Origin of the sequence: Microbacterium aurantiacum, from assembly GCF_021654035.1 — a bacterium.
GTDB classification, from domain to species: Bacteria; Actinomycetota; Actinomycetes; order Actinomycetales; family Microbacteriaceae; genus Microbacterium; species Microbacterium aurantiacum.
In genome coordinates, this window is the sequence record NZ_JAJPDW010000009.1 from 1 (window position 1) to 15,853 (window position 15,853).

A 15,853-nucleotide genomic window follows, 5' to 3' on the forward strand; every position below is an offset into this window, starting at 1 on the left:
TGCGGGAGAGGGTGGCACCGTTTGATTGCGGGAGAGGTCACCCCGTGGATGTCGCCGCGTTCCGTGCGGCGAGAACACCGAACGCGTGTTGGAGTTGGGGCGGACTGATGACGTTGATATCAGTGTCGAAGCGATTCAGGGCGGCAGCAAGGGCAACCCAGGACCAGGAGCCGACCTCGAGTGTGCAGCGGTCCGGGCCGAGTTCTTCTACGATCCCGTCACCGGCAAACGGCAGCGCCTCTCGTGCTGGGAGGTGAAGGATGACCTTGCCGTAGCAGGGCCAGCGGTTGACCTGATCGGAGCCTTTGAAACGTGCCGAGACGTATTCGCCGACGTCACCGCCCGGGACGTTCCTCGGTGCGAACCTGGGCCCTGTCGGGACGCGCGGAGTCATCCGGTCAGCGCGGAAGAGCCGCCACTCGTCTCGGTCGAGATCCCACGCGAGGAGGTACCAGCGACCCTGGGCCGTGACGAGGTGGTGCGGCTCCACACGCCGCGGCGGGGCGGTGACGTCATCGGCGGTCGTGGCACGGGAGGCGTAATCGAAGCGAAGTACCTCATGGGCCCGCACCGCCGCAGAGATCGCGACCAAGACGTCCGGTGCGACCGTACCCGGCACCGCGTCGCCAGGACGGGATGGCAGCGCGGTGAAGGCGAGCGCGTCCAGGCGGTGCCGCAGGCGTGAGGGCATGACCTGCCGGATCGTGGTCAACGCCCTGAGGGATGCTTCTTCGATACCGACGCCGGAGGCGGTGGCGGTCTGGAGAGCGACGGCAAGGGCAAGGACCTGGTCGTCGTCGAATAGCAATGGCGGCAGCTCGTTACCCGCCTCGAGCCGGTACCCACCCTCGGGGCCCATCGTGGCCTGGATGTTGTACCCCATCTCCCGGAGCCGGTCGACGTCGCGGCGGACCGTGCGATGACTGACCTCCAACCGTTCGGCGAGCACCGAACCGGGCCAGTCGCGCCGGGTCTGCAGTAGCGACAGCAGCGTGAGCAATCGAGAGGTCGGGGCGCTCATGCTTCAAGGATAGACGGCATCTAGGACGTAAGTTGTCCTATATAGGTGGAAGGCTCGACATGTCCGAGGGGAGCTCGGGCACCGCATTGATCAAGGAGCCACCCATGAGCATCACCACGACCACTCACCTGAACTTCCGCGGCGACGCACGCAAGGCGCTGGAGTTCTACCAGTCCGTGTTCGGCGGACAGACCACCATCACCACCTACGGCGACTTCGGCATGCCAAAAGACGTCCCCGGTGCCGACAATGTCGTGTTCGGGCAACTCGAAGCCGACAACGGCTTCCGGGTCATGGCCTACGACATCCCCGGCGCGCCAGCCAACCCCCCTGCAACGTCCACTCGCAGGGAGAACGGCGTCACGATCACCGACCAGCCGTTCTTCGTCTCCGTCCGCGGCACGAGCCTCGAAGAGGTGCAGGCGTACTGGGACAAGCTCGCTGTCGGCGCCGCGATCATCGAGCCTCTCGCCGCGTCGGCGTGGAGCCCGGGTTTCGGCATGCTGACCGACAGCTTCGGCGTTACCTGGATCCTCGACGTCGCCGCCGAACACAACCCCAGCTGAGACACCCTTGATGCGGCGCTGCCAGGTGATGGGCTTCACCTGGCAGCACCGCATCAACGATCCGCACCAACACGGGACGAATCGGTCCAGCGCCTGCTCGATGACTGGGAGTGGATCGCTCAGGCCCTCAACCGGACGAACCGGTCCATGGGGCACGGCGACCTGTACCCGTTCACCCTGGTGGCTCCGGTCCGCCGGAAGCTCTCCTTCATCCACGATCTCGTGACCCGGGCACCGCTGGATCCCGACGCTCAGATCGCGATCGCGACGGCGGTATCGGTGGACCCCGAGCGAGCGTGAGGCGGCGCGCGTACCCTGAAGGGATGCCGTCACCGATCCGCGCGGGCGCCGTCGGGCTCTTCGTCGCCGCGAGCATCGTGCTGGGCTCCCTCGATCCCGTCCATGCTGCGGAGGACCCGTCGGCCCCCACCGCGACGACGGGCGCGCGCGGCGCCGCGGTCGCGGGGACATCGGATGATCTCGCCGCGCACGCCCAGGCTCTGGTGGCGCGAATGGACACCGCAGAGCGCGCGGCGAGCGTCGTGATGGGGCACCTGCCGACGGCGGACCCGGTGGTCCTCGAGCAGTACATGCGCGAGACGGGCATCGGAGGGTTCATCCTCATGGGTGCGAACATCCCCGCGTCGGAGGGGGAGCTGCGCGCCGTCACATCGGCGTTGCAGGTCGACCCGGAGCTTCCACCGCTCATCGGCATCGACCAGGAGGGCGGCGACGTCTCCCGACTTCCGTGGGACGACAACGCCTCCGCGCGGACTCTCAAGAACGCGCCGGTCGCCGACGCGGGCACCGCGTTCGCCGCCCGCGCCGCCCTCGTCGCTCGCGCGCGCGCGACCGTCAACTTCGGCGTCGTCGCCGACGTGGCCGACGACCCCTCCATGTTCATCTATCCGCGCGCACTCGGCACGACACCGCAGTCCGCCGCGGATCACGTCGGTGCCGCCGTCCGGGGCGAAGCGGGCCTCGTGCTGTCCACCGCGAAGCACTTCCCCGGCCACGGAGCCGCCCCCGGGGACTCCCATCAGGGGATCCCGACCACCGCCATGACGCGCGCAGAGTGGGAGACCCGCGACGGTGCGCCGTTCCGCGCGGCCATCGAAGCCGGCGTGCCGCTGGTGATGCTCGGCCACCTCGCCTACACCGACGTCGACCCCGCGCCGGCATCCCTCTCCTCCGCATGGCACGACATCCTGCGAGACGACCTCGGGTTCACCGGTGTCGCGATCACCGACGATCTCGGCATGCTCCAGGCCTCCGGCATCGCCGCATACGACGACCCGGTCGCCAACGCGGTGTCCGCGCTTGCGGCGGGGAACGACATGGTGCTGTCGGTGATGTTCACCACAGCCGATACGGCGCCGGCGATGGTGGCCGGCATCACCGCCGCGGTGGAGGAGGGAACCCTGTCCTCAGGTCGGCTCGAAGAGGCCGCCACCCGGGTGATGGCGCTGCGCCTTTCCACCGCCGCGCAGGGCGACACGCTCATGCCCTGCACGGAATGCACGGCGATCCCCTAAGCGGGCGTCGATGCGGGAGCCGCGGCGATCTCGATCAGGCGACCTCTCAGAGCCGCGCCTCGCTCCGCGAAGATCTGCTGGCGTCGCCCGTACTCGGCCTTTCCCGCGGCCGTCTCGATGGCGATCGCTGCGTAGCCCCAGTCGGTCAGATCGTAGGGGGAGGCCCGCATGTCGACCTCGCGGATGTCGCGGGCCAGCGCGAAGCAGTCCAGCAGAAGCTCACCCGGGACCAGGGGGCCGAGCTTGACGGCCCACTTGTAGAGATCCATTCCGGCATGGAGGCATCCCGGCTGTTCGGTGTCGATCTGGGTGTCGCGCGTCAGCGGGAGGGGATTCCGAGGCGCCGCCGCCGGGGTGAAGAACCGGTAGGCGTCGAAGTGCGTGCACGCCAGATCACTCGACTCGACGACCGCGTCGGTGGCCGCCCGACCGAGACGGAGGGGGATGTCGTGACGGATGTCGGGGGAGCGGTAGACCATGGCCCACTCGTGCAATCCGAAGCAGCCGAACCGCGGTCGCCTGCTCGCGGTGGCGACGAGGAGCGCGTGGATACCGCCGATGAGCGCGGCCTTCTCGCCTCGGAAAGCATCCACATCCACCTCGAGGTCCTCGGCGGAGTCGGCGCGGCGATACCAGCGCCACGACGATCGTTCGGCGTCGCCGGCGTCCCGGAGGACGACACCCGCGCCCGGATGCCAACGGCGCAGCAGCGCGGGCTTGTAGCCGTAGTAGCGGAAGAGGAAGTCCATCACGGGATGCCGCTCGCCTCGGGCTGCCCGTTCCCGGTGCGCCCGGGTCATGGCGTCCGCGCGCTCCTCATGGCGGCGTTCGAGATCGCGCCACGCGTCCGGCGCGAGCGACGCGACCGCCCTGCCGTCGACCGCGACGAGGCTCATGCGGCGTCCGGTGCCGGCTGGATGAGCTCGGGACCGTTGTTGCGCACGTTCCCGACAGCGGCCCCGACCACGCGATCGTCGAGAGTGTGCACCATGCTCGGCGCGGCATCCATCGCGGCGTCCAGGACATCGCCGACGTTCTCCGTCGACGGGTCCAGCCACGCGTCGGCATGATCGGCGTCGACCATCAGCGGCATCCGGTCGTGGATGTCCGCCAGCGCACCGACGGAGCTGCGGGTGAGGATGGTAAAGCTCAGCACCCAGCGGGCCGGATCATCGTCGGCGCGACCGGGATCCCGCCACCACTCGTAGAGTCCCGCGAGGAAGATCGGGGCGTCGTCGGCCGCGTGGAGGTAGTGGGGGACCTTGCCCGCAGGACCCGTCTTCCACTCGTACCACCCGGAGCACGGCACGATCGCCCGGCGGGAGACGAGGGCGTTGCGGAACATGGGCTTCTCCTCGACCTCCTCGGCCCGGGCGTTGAACGCACGCGCGCCGATCGACAGGTCCTTCGCCCAGCCCGGCACGAGGCCCCACCGCGCGGCCTCGACCCGGCGCAGCGGCGGCTCGGACTTCACCGAGTCGAGCACGATCGCCGCACGATCGGTCGGCGCGATGTTGAACGACGGGGCGGGGAGGTCATCGGCGATCACGTCCGCACGGAGCACCGACACCAGCTCTTCACCCGCTCGGGCCACGACGAATCGACCGCACATGCCGGAAAGCCTACGCGCGGGTGCCGACGTCGATCAGCGCGAGACGATCCCCACCTCGCGGAGACGGTCGAGAAGACCCGCGCCGTCGGATTCGCTCACCCACGGGACCTCGGCCGCGGCGTGGTCGTTGACCGCGGTGCGTCCACCGGCGAGCACGGCCTCGGCCGGGGAGAGCTTGCGGATCGCGACCGCCGCCACGTTCTCGGGATGCTCGTCCGTGAAGGTCGTGTAGATCTCATCGTCGTGCTGGCCGTCATCGCCGACGAGGAGCCAGCGGACGTCGGGGAACTCCTCGGCCAGACGGCGGAGGTTGGCAAGCTTGTGGGCCATTCCGCTGCGGAACCACCGGTCGTGCGTCGGGCCCCAATCCGTCAGGAGGAGAGACCCCGGCGGGAAGAGGTGTCGGCGGAGGAACCGGTTCAGCGTCGGCGCGACGTTCCACGCGCCCGTGGACAGATAGATGACCGGACATCCGGGATGCTCCCGGACGACCCGCTCCATCATCACCGCCATCCCCGGCACGGGCTGACGGGCGTGCTCGTCGAGGACGAAGGAATTCCACGCGGCGACGAACGGCCGGGGGAGCGCGGTCACCATCACGGTGTCATCGACATCCGACACCACACCGAAACGCGTGTCCGCGCTCACCACGAACACGCGCAGGGGGATCGGGTCGCCGCCCTCGACCGTGACCTCCACGTTCTGCCATCCGGCGGGGAGCGATGCGGGCAGTCGGATGTCGATGACGCCGCCGCGATCGGCCACCACCTCGTGCGTGCGATCCCCGATCCGGACGGTGACCTGCGCGTAGCCGACGGGGACAGCGACAAAGCTCCGCCACCCCCGCACGCTCTCCCAGCCGCCGGAGCGCCGCGCACGGCCGCCCGCTCGCGGCGGAACGATGAGGACCCGCCCCAGCACCCGCACCCAGTCCTCGCCGCCGTAGCCGGGGAACGGGGTCACGGTCGGCGTGAGTCCGCGCGCACGCGCACGCCGCTCGCGCCACGCGTGGAAGCGGTACTCCCATCGGGCGAGCCAGAGGATCTTGGGACGATCGGGGCGGGGGGCGCGCGAAGCCATCGCTTCAGTCTTCCATGCCCTCACGCGGCGTCGCGGACGCCTCCGAGCCGTCATCCCCCGTGTCGAGGTGCTTTCGCTCGACGCGTTCGATGATCTTCTTCGACACGAACACCAGCACGAGGAAGACGAGGATCACTCCGACGAAGAGGTATCCCGCGAAGTGGATCCGGTCAGCGAGTTCGCGGTACGTGCCGGCGGCCGCGGCGGCGACACCGACGTAGAGGAACGCCCAGATCGTGCATGCCGGCACCGTCCAGGCGAGGAAACGGCGGTACGGATACCCGCTCATCCCCACGGTGAGGGGGACGAGCGAATGGAGGACGGGAAGGAATCGGGAGAGGAAGATCGCCGGCCCCCCGCGACGCCGGAGGTAGCGTTCGGACCGGACCCAGTTCTCTTCGCCGATACGGCGACCGAGCCGGGACCGGCGGATCGCCGGGCCGAGCCACCGCCCCAGGAAGAACCCGATGGTCTCCCCGGCGAGTGCACCGACCACGACCACGACCCCCAGGAGGATCCCCTCGCCGACCGACGCCACGGCCGTGCCTGCGACGATGACGATCGTGTCCCCGGGGACGACCAGTCCGATCAGCACGCTCGTCTCGAGCATGATGGCGATCCCCGCCACGATGGTGCGGATCGCCGGGTCGACGGACTGCACCGTGTCGAGCAGCCAGGTGAGGATCTCGTTCACACTCTCGAGCCTAGATCGCCGGCATCCCCCCTAGCCTGGAGGACGTGACGGCGTCGACGACGGTGGAGGTCCCCGAGTGGGCGGACCCCGAAGCGGTCTTCGCGGTCTGGGAGCAGCGCACGGACGATCTCTTCTGGCTGGATGCCGGCCCCGACGCGTCGACCGGATGGAGCTGGGTCGGGACGGGGAGCCTCGCCTCGGACGAGGTCGTCGCCGCGGTTCCGGCGGGCGGCGAGGTGTCCGCGTCCGTCTCGGCGGGTCCCCTCGCCGGCGGATGGGTGGGGTGGATGCCGTACGACCGGGCCGCCGCACTGGCCGGTGCCCCCGCGACGGAGGAGCCCGGACTCGCCGCAGGCCGCTGGGTGCGTGCCGACGCCGTGGTCGGCTTCGATCACGCGCACCGACGGGTGCGGATCCGCGCGGCACCCGCCGATCTTCCGGATCTCATCGATCTCGTGCGGCGGGCGCCGACTCCCGTGCCACCGGCGCCGGCGGCGGCGTCCCGGGCACGTGCACGCCACACCCCGACCCGTTACCGCGCACTGATCGCCGCCTGCCGCGAAGCCATCCGTGAGGGCGACGCCTACCAGCTCTGCCTCACGACGCGCTTCGACGTCGACGGCGTCGAGGATGCGGCATCCGTCTACCGCCGGTTGCGCGCGCTGACGCCGGCGCATCACGGCGGATTCGTCCGCATCGGCGACACCAGTCTGCTCAGTGCGAGTCCGGAGCAGTTCCTCGGCGTCCACGGCGGACGGGTCCAGACCCGTCCGATCAAGGGCACGCGCCCGCGCGGCACCACCCCGGACGAGGACCGGGCACTGGCCGCCGATCTCGCGGCGGACCCGAAGGAGCGCGCGGAGAACGTCATGATCGTCGATCTCATGCGCAACGACCTCTCGCGCGTGTGCGAGCCCGGCTCGGTGGGCGTGGACCACCTCCTGGAGGTCGAGACGTATCCCGCGGTCCACCAACTGGTCAGCACGGTCTCGGGCGTCCTGCGCCCGGACGTCACCGTGGGAGCCCTCATGGCCGCCACCTTCCCGGCCGGCAGCATGACCGGCGCTCCGAAACTTTCCGCCATGACGCTGCTTCACGGGCTGGAGGCGGCCCCTCGCGGCGTGTACTCGGGGGCGTTCGGGTGGGTCGGGACGGATGGTGCGCTCGATCTCGCCATGACCATCCGATCGATCGTCATCACCGGCGCTCACGCGTACGTGGGTGCGGGCGGCGGGATCACCTGGCGGTCCCGGCCGGACGCCGAGGTCGCCGAGGTCGGCATCAAGGCGCGCGGGCCCCTCTCCGCGCTCGGCGCACCCGTGCCCGACGGCTGGTGAACGGCCCGTTCCGCTAGCCTGGACGTTGCGCTCTCGCGCGACACCCGGCATCCCCCACGATTGGTCTTTCTGTGTCTCAGAGCTCCGCACCGCTGCCCGCCGCCGACGGCGGAGGCTACGACGCGCACGCCGTCCAGACGAAGTGGCAGCAGCGATGGGCGGCCGCAGACCCCTTCCGCGCCGGCGGGCCCGAGGACACGCGGCCGCGCAAGTACGTGCTGGCGATGTTCCCGTACCCGTCGGGCGACCTGCACATGGGGCACGCCGAGAACTACCTCTACTCCGACATCGTGGCCCGCTTCTGGCGGCACCGCGGCTACAACGTCCTGAACCCGATCGGATGGGACTCCTTCGGGCTGCCCGCGGAGAACGCCGCGATCAAGCGCGGCGCGGACCCCCGCGAGTGGACCTACGCCAACATCGAGCAGCAGAAGGCGGGTTTCCGTCAGTACGGCGTCTCGTTCGACTGGAACCGGGTCCTGCACACGAGCGACCCCGACTACTACCGCTGGAACCAGTGGCTCTTCCAGAAGCTCTACGAGCGGGGCCTGGCCTATCGGAAGGCCAGCCCGGTCAACTGGTGCCCGAACGACCAGACCGTCCTCGCCAACGAGCAGGTCGTCGACGGACACTGCGAGCGATGCGGCCATGAGGTCGTGAAGAAGAAGCTCACGCAGTGGTACTTCAAGATCACGGACTACGCCGACCGGCTCCTCGACGACCTGAACCAGCTGGAGGGCTTCTGGCCGTCGAAGGTCCTGCGCATGCAGCGCAACTGGATCGGCCGCTCCGTCGGCGCCGACATCGACTTCGAGATCGAGGGGCGGGCCGAGAAGGTCACCGTGTTCTCGACACGCCCGGACACCCTGCACGGGGCGACCTTCATGGTCGTCGCGCCCGACAGCGACCTCGCGGCCGAACTCGCCGCCGGCTCGACGGCGGAGGTGCGGATGCGCTTCCAGGACTACCTCGAGCGTGTCCAGCGCGAGACCGACATCGAGCGCCAGAGCACCGATCGTCCCAAGACCGGCGTCTTCCTCGACCGCTTCGCGATCAACCCCGTCAACGGCGAGCGGTTGCCGATCTGGGCGGCCGACTACGTCCTGGCGGACTACGGACACGGTGCGGTGATGGCCGTCCCGGCACACGACCAGCGCGACCTCGACTTCGCCCGCGCGTTCGATCTCCCCGTGAAGGTGGTCGTGGACACCACCGCACCCATCACGGGCGCCATCCCGGTCATCGAGCTCGACGAGAACGGCGACCCGATCGACCCGACGCTGGACGACCCGTCTCTCGACGACCTCGACCCCGCCCGCACCGGCATCGCCCTGACGGGCGAAGGCCGGCTGATCAACTCGGGTTCGCTCAACGGACTCTCCAAGCGTCACGCGATCGCTCGGATCGTCGACGAGCTGACCGCTGCCGGAACCGGCCGCGCCGCGAAGTCGTACCGCCTGCGCGACTGGCTGATCTCCCGCCAGCGCTTCTGGGGCACCCCCATCCCGATGATCCACACCGAAGACGGCGGGATCGTCCCCGTGCCGGAGGAGCAGCTGCCCCTCACTCTGCCTGACGCCCGGGGGATCGACCTCACCCCCAAGGGCTCCTCTCCGCTGGGCGCGGCATCCGCGTGGATGCAGACGGAGGATCCCGAGACCGGTGCGGCCGCACAGCGCGACCCCGACACGATGGACACGTTCGTCGACAGCTCGTGGTACTTCCTGCGCTTCCTCTCGCCCGGCGATGCCACGCAGGCGTTCGACCCGGCGCAGGCCGCTCGCTGGGCGCCCGTCGACTTCTACATCGGCGGCGTGGAGCACGCCATCCTGCACCTGCTGTACGCCCGCTTCATCACCAAGGCCCTGTACGACATGGGTCACCTGGACTTCACCGAGCCCTTCTCGAGCCTCATCAACCAGGGGATGGTGATCCTCAACGGCGCGAAGATGTCCAAGAGCAAGGGCAACCTCGTCCTCTTCCAGGAAGAGCTGGACGCCCACGGCGCGGACGCGCTGCGGGTCGCGCTCGCCTTCGCCGGTCCCGTCGAGGACGACAAGGACTGGGCGGATGTCTCGACCACCGGCGCGACGAAGTTCCTCTCGCGGGCGCTGCGCGTCGCCCACGACGTCTCGAGCGACCCGGATGTGATCTGGGCCGAGGGCGACCCGGCATTGCGTCGCGTGACCCACCGTCTGCTGGCCGACGCCCCGGGCCTGGTCGAGCAGACGAAGTTCAATGTGGTCGTCGCGCGACTCATGGAGCTCGTCAACGCGACCCGGAAGGCGATCGACTCCGGGCCCGGTGCCGCCGACCCCGCGGTGCGCGAGGCTGCGGAGGCGACGGCCATGGTCCTCGATCTCTTCGCGCCGCACGTCGCGGAGGAGATGTGGGAGGTCCTCGGATACGACGGCTTCGTCGGTCTCGTGACGTGGCGGCAGGCGGATCCCATGCTGCTCGTCGAGGACAGCGTGACGACCGTCGTGCAGATCGACGGCAAGGTCCGGGCGACCCTCGAGGTCTCGGCGCGGATCGACGCGGCCGAACTGGAGCGCCTCGCCCGGGCGGACGCGCGCATCGTCAAGGCTCTCGGCGACCGCGAGGTCGTCCGGGCCGTGGTCCGCCCGCCGAAGGTGGTCAGCTTCAGCACCCGCTGACCCTCCTCCCCAACGGGGGATGCGCGCGACGCCGTCCACGAACGGCGCAGGACGACGGATGCCGCTGCCGCATCCGCCTAGCGTGTGAGCGTGTCCGCCCCTCTCCCCGCGTCCGAAACGGCGCCGACCGCGCGACGGTGGGGATGGGGAGCGGCGGTCGCGCTGGTGCTGATCGTCCTCATCGTGACGATCGGGATCGGCATCGTCCGCTCGGCGAGCGCGCCCACGACGGTGGTGCCGGTCGACCCGCCGGCGCCATCGCACGTCTCCGATCCGACCGGAGACCCGGCCCGCGTGGACGACGATTCGGAGATCTTCGTCCACGTCTCCGGACAGGTGCGGAGCCCGGGGCTCTACGTCTTCGCCGACGGAGCGCGTGTCGTGGACGTCGTCGCCGCCGCCGGGGGCTTCGCCGAGGGCGCGGACCGTGCCGCGGTGAATCTCGCCCGTCCCGCGGTCGACGGGGAACAGGTGCACATCCCGGCACCGGGGGAGGCTCCGCCCGACGGCGCCGCGGCCGGCGGCGGCTCCACGGAAGGCGGGCCCACGGGCGGCGGACCGCTCGACCTGAACACGGCGGATGCGGCGGCGCTGGACACCCTGCCCCGGATCGGGCCCGCGATCGCGCAGCGGATCATCGAGTGGCGCGAGCAGAACGGTCCCTTCTCCAGCGTCGAGGATCTCCTGGCGGTTCCGGGGATCGGCGAGAAGCTCCTGGCGGGGCTCCGCGAACAGGTGCGGGTGTGACGGACGCCGTTCCGCGCCGCCGTCGTGCTCTGCGTCGTCTGCGCGTCGTGCCCGCCGCGGCATCGGTCTGGGTGACAGCTGGCGTGCTCGTCCATCATCCGGATGGGGCCGCCGGGGCATCCGTCGCGCTGTGGACCTGCACCGTGGTGGTTGCGGCGGCCCTCGTGCTGCGCGTCCGAGCGGGCCGGACGGGTGCGGCGCCCGTGGTGCTGGCCCTCTCCCTCGCACTGGCCGCATCCGCTGCGTCCCACGTGGCACTGGCGGAGCCTCAGCGCGACGCGGCTGCGGGCCTCCTGCTCGACGCGCCGGGCCGGCTGGAGGTCACCGCCGTGGTCGTGGGGAAGATCGAGCCCTCGGCGCACGGCGCCTCGTTCGTCGCCCGCGTGTCGTCGGCATCGGTGTCGGGTGATGAGCGGCCGCTCGGCGCCGACCTCGTCGTCGCGCTGAGTCCCCAGGACCGTGCGACTGCCGGCTCCCGGCTCGATGTCGGCGCGACGGTGCGCGTCATCGGGAGCGCGGCACCGGCGCGGAACGGCGAGCGCGCGGTCGTGCGTCTGCGCGCCGTCGAGGCACCGCAGATCCTGCACGCGCCGAAGGGGGTCTTCGCCGTCGCCTCCGACCTCCGGCACGGCCTCGTGCGGGCGGGCGACCCGCTTCCCGCCCCCGGAGCGGGCCTCATCGCGGGTCTCGCCGTCGGCGACACCTCGGCGGTCTCGCCCGAGCTCGACGCCGCGATGAAGGCGACCTCGCTCTCGCACCTCACGGCTGTGTCCGGAGCCAACTGTGCGATCGTGGTCGGGATCTCCTTCGTCCTCTCCGCAGCTCTCGGCGCCACCCGTCGCGGCCGAGTCCTCGTCGGCGTGACCGTGCTGGCGGGCTTCGTCCTGCTCGTGACCCCCGAGCCGAGCGTCGTCCGGGCGGCGACGATGGCCGCGGTGTCGATGCTCGCCCTTCTGCTCGGTCGTCCCGCCGCCGGGATCGGCATCCTCACCCTCACGGTCGGCGTCCTGCTCGTCTTCGATCCGTGGCTGTCCACGTCGCTCGGCTTCGCGCTCTCCGCCGCGGCGACGGGCGCGCTCCTCCTGTTCGCCCGACCGCTCGCCGAGGGGTTGTCGCGGGCGCTCCCACGATTCCTGGCGCTGGCCCTGGCGGTCCCTCTGGCCGCACAGCTCGCGTGCGGGCCGCTGTTGATCCTGATCACCCCCGAGGTGCCGCTCTGGGGAGTGCCGGCGAACCTCCTGGCCGCACCCGCCGCGCCTGTGGCGACCGTCGTGGGTCTTCTCGCCTGTCTCGCCGCTCCGTGGCCGACGCTGCAGAACGGGCTCACGATGCTCGCGTGGCTCCCGGCGTCCTGGATCGCGGGGACGGCGATGGCGCTGTCGGACCTGCCGCTGGGCACCCTGGGCTGGATGGATGGGCTCGGCGGTGCGGCCTCCCTCGCGGTCGTCGGCGTGTGCGTCGGGATCGTCATCGCGGGTGTCCGGGGATCGACGCGCCTCGCGCGCGCGACGCGGGTCCTCACGGCCGCCGTCCTGGCGGTCGTCATCGGTCTCGCGGGCGGACGCATCGCCCTCGAATCAGTGATCGGCCCCTGGACCCTGCCCCGCGACTGGACGATCCTCGCGTGCGACGTGGGCCAGGGGGATGCCGTGCTCGTCCGCTCTTCCGGGGTGGTCGCCCTCATCGACACGGGCCCCGATCCCGGGCTGCTCTCACGCTGCCTCGCCCGAGCGGGGGTCACCCGCATCGATCTGCTCGTCCTCACGCACTTCGACCTCGACCACAGCGGGGGGATCGACGCGATCGTCGGCCGCGTCGGCCGCGTGCTCCACGGCCCCGTGGAGCCTCAGGATGCGGTGACCCTCGGGGTGCTGGAGGCCGCGGGCGCCCGGGTGACCCGCACCGGCAGGGGTGACACCGGTCTCCTCGGCGGCGCCCGATGGCGCACGGTGTGGCCCGTCCCCGGTCCCGGCGCCGGCGAGCCGGGCAATGACGCCAGCGTCGTGCTGGAGATGTCCGGCGGGGGAGTGCCCGATTCCCTGTGGCTCGGCGACCTCTCGGCCGCGACGCAGCGGGTCCTCGGGGCCTCGGGGGCGCTCGATCCCCCGTACGCCCTGGTGAAGGTCGCGCACCACGGGAGCGCCGACCAGGATGCCGGTCTGTACGCCCTCGCCGCACCCGCCGTCGCCCTCATACCCGTCGGCGCGGACAACACCCACGGGCACCCGCGCGTGGAGATCCTCCGCATCCTCGAGGAGGTCGGCGCGACTGTCGCGCGGACCGACCGAGCGGGAGTCGTCGCGATCGTCCGCGTCCCCGAGGGGTGGCGGATCTGGAGCGAGCGGCGAGCCGACTGAGCCGTGGGACGTCGGCGCCCGCTTGTAGGCTGAACCCCATGCCCGCCGCACGTCGTCCCGCTGCCCGAGGGCCGAAGAGCGCGATCCCGCAGATCTCATGGCGCAGCCCGCAGCCCGCCCCCCTCGTCCTCGTGTCCGGCCCTGAGGAGGTCTGCGCCGAGCGTGCGATCGCAGGCGTCCGCGACATCCTGCGGGCGGACGATCCGAGCCTCGAGGTCTCCGACGTCCGCGCGGACGACTACGCTCCCGGCACCCTCCTGTCGCTGACGTCTCCCTCCCTGTTCGGCGAGCCCCGCCTCATCCGGGTCAGCGGCGTCGAAAAGTGCAACGACGCGTTCCTCACCGAAGCGCTCGGATATCTCGAGGCTCCCCAGGAGGGCGCGACCGTCATCCTGCGCCACACCGGGGCGACCGTGCGCGGGAAGAAGCTGCTCGACGCCGTGCGCAGCGGTCGCGGCGGCGGTGTCGAGATCTCCTGCCCGGCGGTCAAGCGGGATTCGGATCGCTTCGACTTCGCCGCGGACGAGTTCCGGTCGGCCCAGAAGCGCATCGCGCCCAGCGCTCTGCGGGCGCTGGTGTCCGCGTTCGCGGACGATCTCACCGAACTCGCGGCGGCGTGCCAGCAGCTGATCTCCGACGTCCCCGGCGACATCACGGACCAGGTGGTCGAGCGGTACTACGGCGGGCGTGTCGAGACCTCCGCATTCGTCGTGGCCGACACCGCCATCGCCGGCCGCTACGGCGACGCGCTCGTCGCCCTGCGGCACGCCCTCGCCTCCGGGGCGGACCCGGTGCCCCTGGTGGCGGCCATCGCCTCCAAACTGCGCACGATGGCTCGCGTGGCGGGCCATCGAGAGTCCTCGAGCGCCCTGGCTGCGCGCCTCGGCCTGAAGGACTGGCAGGTCGATCGCGCGCGGCGAGACCTCAGTGGCTGGAACGAGACCACGCTCGGTATGGCCATCCAGGCCGCGGCGCGCGCCGATTCCGAGGTGAAGGGCGCGTCGCGCGACCCGGTGTTCGCCGTGGAGCGTCTGGTCACGGTGATCGCCACGCGGAGCCCGTTCGGTCAGTGAACCGGGGAGCCGCGAACGACGAAGGCCCGCTCCATGGAGGAGCGGGCCTTCGTCGTCGCTGCGGGACGTCAGATGGACGCAACCTGCTTGGCGATCGCCGACTTGCGGTTCGCAGCCTGGTTGGCGTGGATGACGCCCTTGCTCACAGCCTTGTCGAGCTTCTTGTTGGCCTTGCGCAGCGCGGTCTCGGCCGCGGCCTTGTCGCCGGAGGCGACGGCCTCGCGGGTGCGACGCACCTCGGTCTTCAGCTCGCTCTTGACCGCCTTGTTGCGCTCGCGGGCCTTCTCGTTGGTCTTGTTGCGCTTGATCTGCGACTTGATGTTCGCCACGTGTGGACGTTCCTTCGCTCGGAGTGATGGTGGAGTGCCGGTGACGCGAGAGGGGCGCCGCGGCGGTCGTGCGGTGAACCCACACGCAAGCCAAACAAGGATTCTACCAGGTCTGCTCGACCGTCGCGATCGCCAGGTCCAGTACGGCGTTGAAGACGCGCGGCCTCATCGCGGTGACGAGGTGGCTCGTGCGCGGAACGACGATGAGCTCGGCGTGCGGAGCGACCCGCGTGAACAGACGCTCGTTGACCCTCAACTGGTCGAACTGGCCGTTGACGAACCACAGCGGAACCTCGATCCGCGCCAAGGCGGACAGCAGATCCAGCACCGACAGGCTGCGGAGGGCGACATCCTGCGTGTCGAAGGCGTAGCCCCCCGCCCCGAAGTCGGCGCGCGTGTCGCCGGGGAGCGTGAGATCGAGCACCCGATCGGTGAGCCACATCCCGCGATCGGGCAGCGCGTCGAAGCGGCGCGCGAGGAATCGGTAGGCCGCGAGCCCGGGTCCGCGGGGGATCGCTGTGCAGGATGCCGCGATGAACGCCGCCAGCGGCGGCCGCTCCTCCGCGCCGGCGTACTCGATGCTCAGCAGACCCCCCATCGAATGTCCGACGAGGATGACCGGACCCCGCGTCGCGGCATCCCGCACCGCGGCGTCGATGGTGGCGAACGCGCCGTCGACGGAGAACTCCTCCGACATCCGCGATCCGTGGCCGGGGAGGTCCACGGCGATCGCGCCGACACCACGGTCCCGAAGATGGGCCACCTGGGCGCGCCACATCGTCGCGGACGTACGGATGCCGTGAACCATCACCACCTGGACGACCATGCCGTCAGGCTAAGCCACC

The 15,853-nt window shown here is 70.8% G+C and carries 15 protein-coding genes; 8 read left to right on the forward strand and 7 right to left on the reverse strand.

What is annotated here, in order from left to right:
• Window positions 1-37: 37 nt before the first annotated feature.
• A complete protein-coding gene (locus LTL01_RS13835; RefSeq protein WP_236968986.1) occupies window positions 38-1,021 on the reverse strand; it encodes a helix-turn-helix transcriptional regulator in 984 nt (327 codons plus the stop codon).
• A 104-nt stretch (window positions 1,022-1,125) separates the two neighbouring features.
• On the opposite strand from LTL01_RS13835, the gene LTL01_RS13840 reads away from it, so the two are divergent.
• Genes LTL01_RS13840 through LTL01_RS13850 form a run of 3 tightly spaced genes read left to right on the forward strand, consistent with a single transcriptional unit; the run spans window position 1,126 to window position 3,122 of the window.
• Window positions 1,126-1,587, forward strand: a complete 462-nt coding sequence (locus LTL01_RS13840) for a VOC family protein (protein ID WP_236968987.1) — start codon at window positions 1,126-1,128, stop codon at window positions 1,585-1,587.
• Between the two features lie 39 nt (window positions 1,588-1,626).
• Window positions 1,627-1,887 (forward strand): putative zinc-binding metallopeptidase, encoded by a 261-nt coding sequence (locus LTL01_RS13845; protein WP_272878137.1) that lies wholly within the window; start codon window positions 1,627-1,629, stop codon window positions 1,885-1,887.
• A gap of 23 nt (window positions 1,888-1,910) precedes the next feature.
• The gene (locus tag LTL01_RS13850) at window positions 1,911-3,122 is read left to right on the forward strand and encodes a glycoside hydrolase family 3 N-terminal domain-containing protein (protein WP_236968988.1); all 1,212 of its coding nucleotides are present in this window, start codon (window positions 1,911-1,913) and stop codon (window positions 3,120-3,122) included.
• On the opposite strand, the gene LTL01_RS13855 is transcribed toward LTL01_RS13850, so the two are convergent.
• Genes LTL01_RS13855 through LTL01_RS13870 form a run of 4 tightly spaced genes read right to left on the reverse strand, consistent with a single transcriptional unit; the run spans window position 3,119 to window position 6,508 of the window.
• Window positions 3,119-4,018 (reverse strand): 3-methyladenine DNA glycosylase, encoded by a 900-nt coding sequence (locus LTL01_RS13855; protein WP_372461357.1) that lies wholly within the window; start codon window positions 4,016-4,018, stop codon window positions 3,119-3,121. The genes LTL01_RS13850 and LTL01_RS13855 overlap by 4 nt on opposite strands.
• Window positions 4,015-4,734 carry an SOS response-associated peptidase gene (locus tag LTL01_RS13860; protein WP_236968989.1) on the reverse strand — a complete coding sequence of 240 codons (720 nt, stop codon included), beginning with the start codon at window positions 4,732-4,734 and terminating at the stop codon, window positions 4,015-4,017. Before LTL01_RS13860 ends, LTL01_RS13855 begins: the two co-directional genes overlap by 4 nt.
• Before the next feature lie 33 nt (window positions 4,735-4,767).
• Window positions 4,768-5,814, reverse strand: coding sequence for an App1 family protein phosphatidate phosphatase (locus LTL01_RS13865; protein ID WP_236968990.1), 1,047 nt, complete (start codon window positions 5,812-5,814; stop codon window positions 4,768-4,770).
• A 4-nt stretch (window positions 5,815-5,818) separates the two neighbouring features.
• A complete protein-coding gene (locus tag LTL01_RS13870; RefSeq protein ID WP_053548610.1) occupies window positions 5,819-6,508 on the reverse strand; it encodes a DedA family protein in 690 nt (229 codons plus the stop codon).
• 44 nt (window positions 6,509-6,552) lie between these two features.
• On the opposite strand from LTL01_RS13870, the gene pabB reads away from it, so the two are divergent.
• The 5 genes from pabB (at window position 6,553) to holA (ending at window position 14,679) form a co-directional block, all read left to right on the forward strand.
• Window positions 6,553-7,845, forward strand: a complete 1,293-nt coding sequence (gene pabB, locus LTL01_RS13875) for an aminodeoxychorismate synthase component I (protein ID WP_236968991.1) — start codon at window positions 6,553-6,555, stop codon at window positions 7,843-7,845.
• Window positions 7,846-7,916: 71 nt separating this feature from the next.
• A complete protein-coding gene (gene leuS, locus LTL01_RS13880) occupies window positions 7,917-10,502 on the forward strand; it encodes a leucine--tRNA ligase (protein WP_236968992.1) in 2,586 nt (861 codons plus the stop codon).
• 90 nt (window positions 10,503-10,592) lie between these two features.
• Window positions 10,593-11,249, forward strand: a complete 657-nt coding sequence (locus LTL01_RS13885) for a ComEA family DNA-binding protein (RefSeq protein WP_053548697.1) — start codon at window positions 10,593-10,595, stop codon at window positions 11,247-11,249.
• Window positions 11,246-13,606 carry a ComEC/Rec2 family competence protein gene (locus tag LTL01_RS13890; RefSeq protein WP_236968993.1) on the forward strand — a complete coding sequence of 787 codons (2,361 nt, stop codon included), beginning with the start codon at window positions 11,246-11,248 and terminating at the stop codon, window positions 13,604-13,606. The genes LTL01_RS13885 and LTL01_RS13890 overlap by 4 nt, the downstream gene beginning before the upstream one ends.
• A 38-nt stretch (window positions 13,607-13,644) precedes the next feature.
• Entirely contained in the window at window positions 13,645-14,679 is a 1,035-nt protein-coding gene (holA, locus tag LTL01_RS13895; RefSeq protein ID WP_053548614.1) for a DNA polymerase III subunit delta, read from the forward strand.
• A 68-nt stretch (window positions 14,680-14,747) separates the two neighbouring features.
• Here holA and rpsT read toward each other — a convergent pair whose 3' ends face one another.
• Window positions 14,748-15,008 carry a 30S ribosomal protein S20 gene (gene rpsT, locus LTL01_RS13900; protein ID WP_053548615.1) on the reverse strand — a complete coding sequence of 87 codons (261 nt, stop codon included), beginning with the start codon at window positions 15,006-15,008 and terminating at the stop codon, window positions 14,748-14,750.
• Window positions 15,009-15,111: 103 nt separating this feature from the next.
• Window positions 15,112-15,834, reverse strand: a complete 723-nt coding sequence (locus LTL01_RS13905; RefSeq protein ID WP_053548616.1) for an alpha/beta fold hydrolase — start codon at window positions 15,832-15,834, stop codon at window positions 15,112-15,114.
• Between the last annotated feature and the right edge of the window lie 19 nt (window positions 15,835-15,853).

What these genes read in the sequence shown, in the direction of transcription:
- LTL01_RS13905 (WP_053548616.1), bottom strand. Translation starts at nt 15,834, where the DNA reads ATGGTCGTCCAGGTGGTGATGGTTCACGGCATCCGTACGTCCGCGACG.
- LTL01_RS13865 (WP_236968990.1), bottom strand. Translation starts at nt 5,814, where the DNA reads ATGGCTTCGCGCGCCCCCCGCCCCGATCGTCCCAAGATCCTCTGGCTC.
- LTL01_RS13835 (WP_236968986.1), bottom strand. Translation starts at nt 1,021, where the DNA reads ATGAGCGCCCCGACCTCTCGATTGCTCACGCTGCTGTCGCTACTGCAG.
- LTL01_RS13855 (WP_372461357.1), bottom strand. Translation starts at nt 4,018, where the DNA reads ATGAGCCTCGTCGCGGTCGACGGCAGGGCGGTCGCGTCGCTCGCGCCG.
- LTL01_RS13860 (WP_236968989.1), bottom strand. Translation starts at nt 4,734, where the DNA reads ATGTGCGGTCGATTCGTCGTGGCCCGAGCGGGTGAAGAGCTGGTGTCG.
- LTL01_RS13850 (WP_236968988.1), top strand. Translation starts at nt 1,911, where the DNA reads ATGCCGTCACCGATCCGCGCGGGCGCCGTCGGGCTCTTCGTCGCCGCG.
- LTL01_RS13840 (WP_236968987.1), top strand. Translation starts at nt 1,126, where the DNA reads ATGAGCATCACCACGACCACTCACCTGAACTTCCGCGGCGACGCACGC.
- holA (WP_053548614.1), top strand. Translation starts at nt 13,645, where the DNA reads ATGCCCGCCGCACGTCGTCCCGCTGCCCGAGGGCCGAAGAGCGCGATC.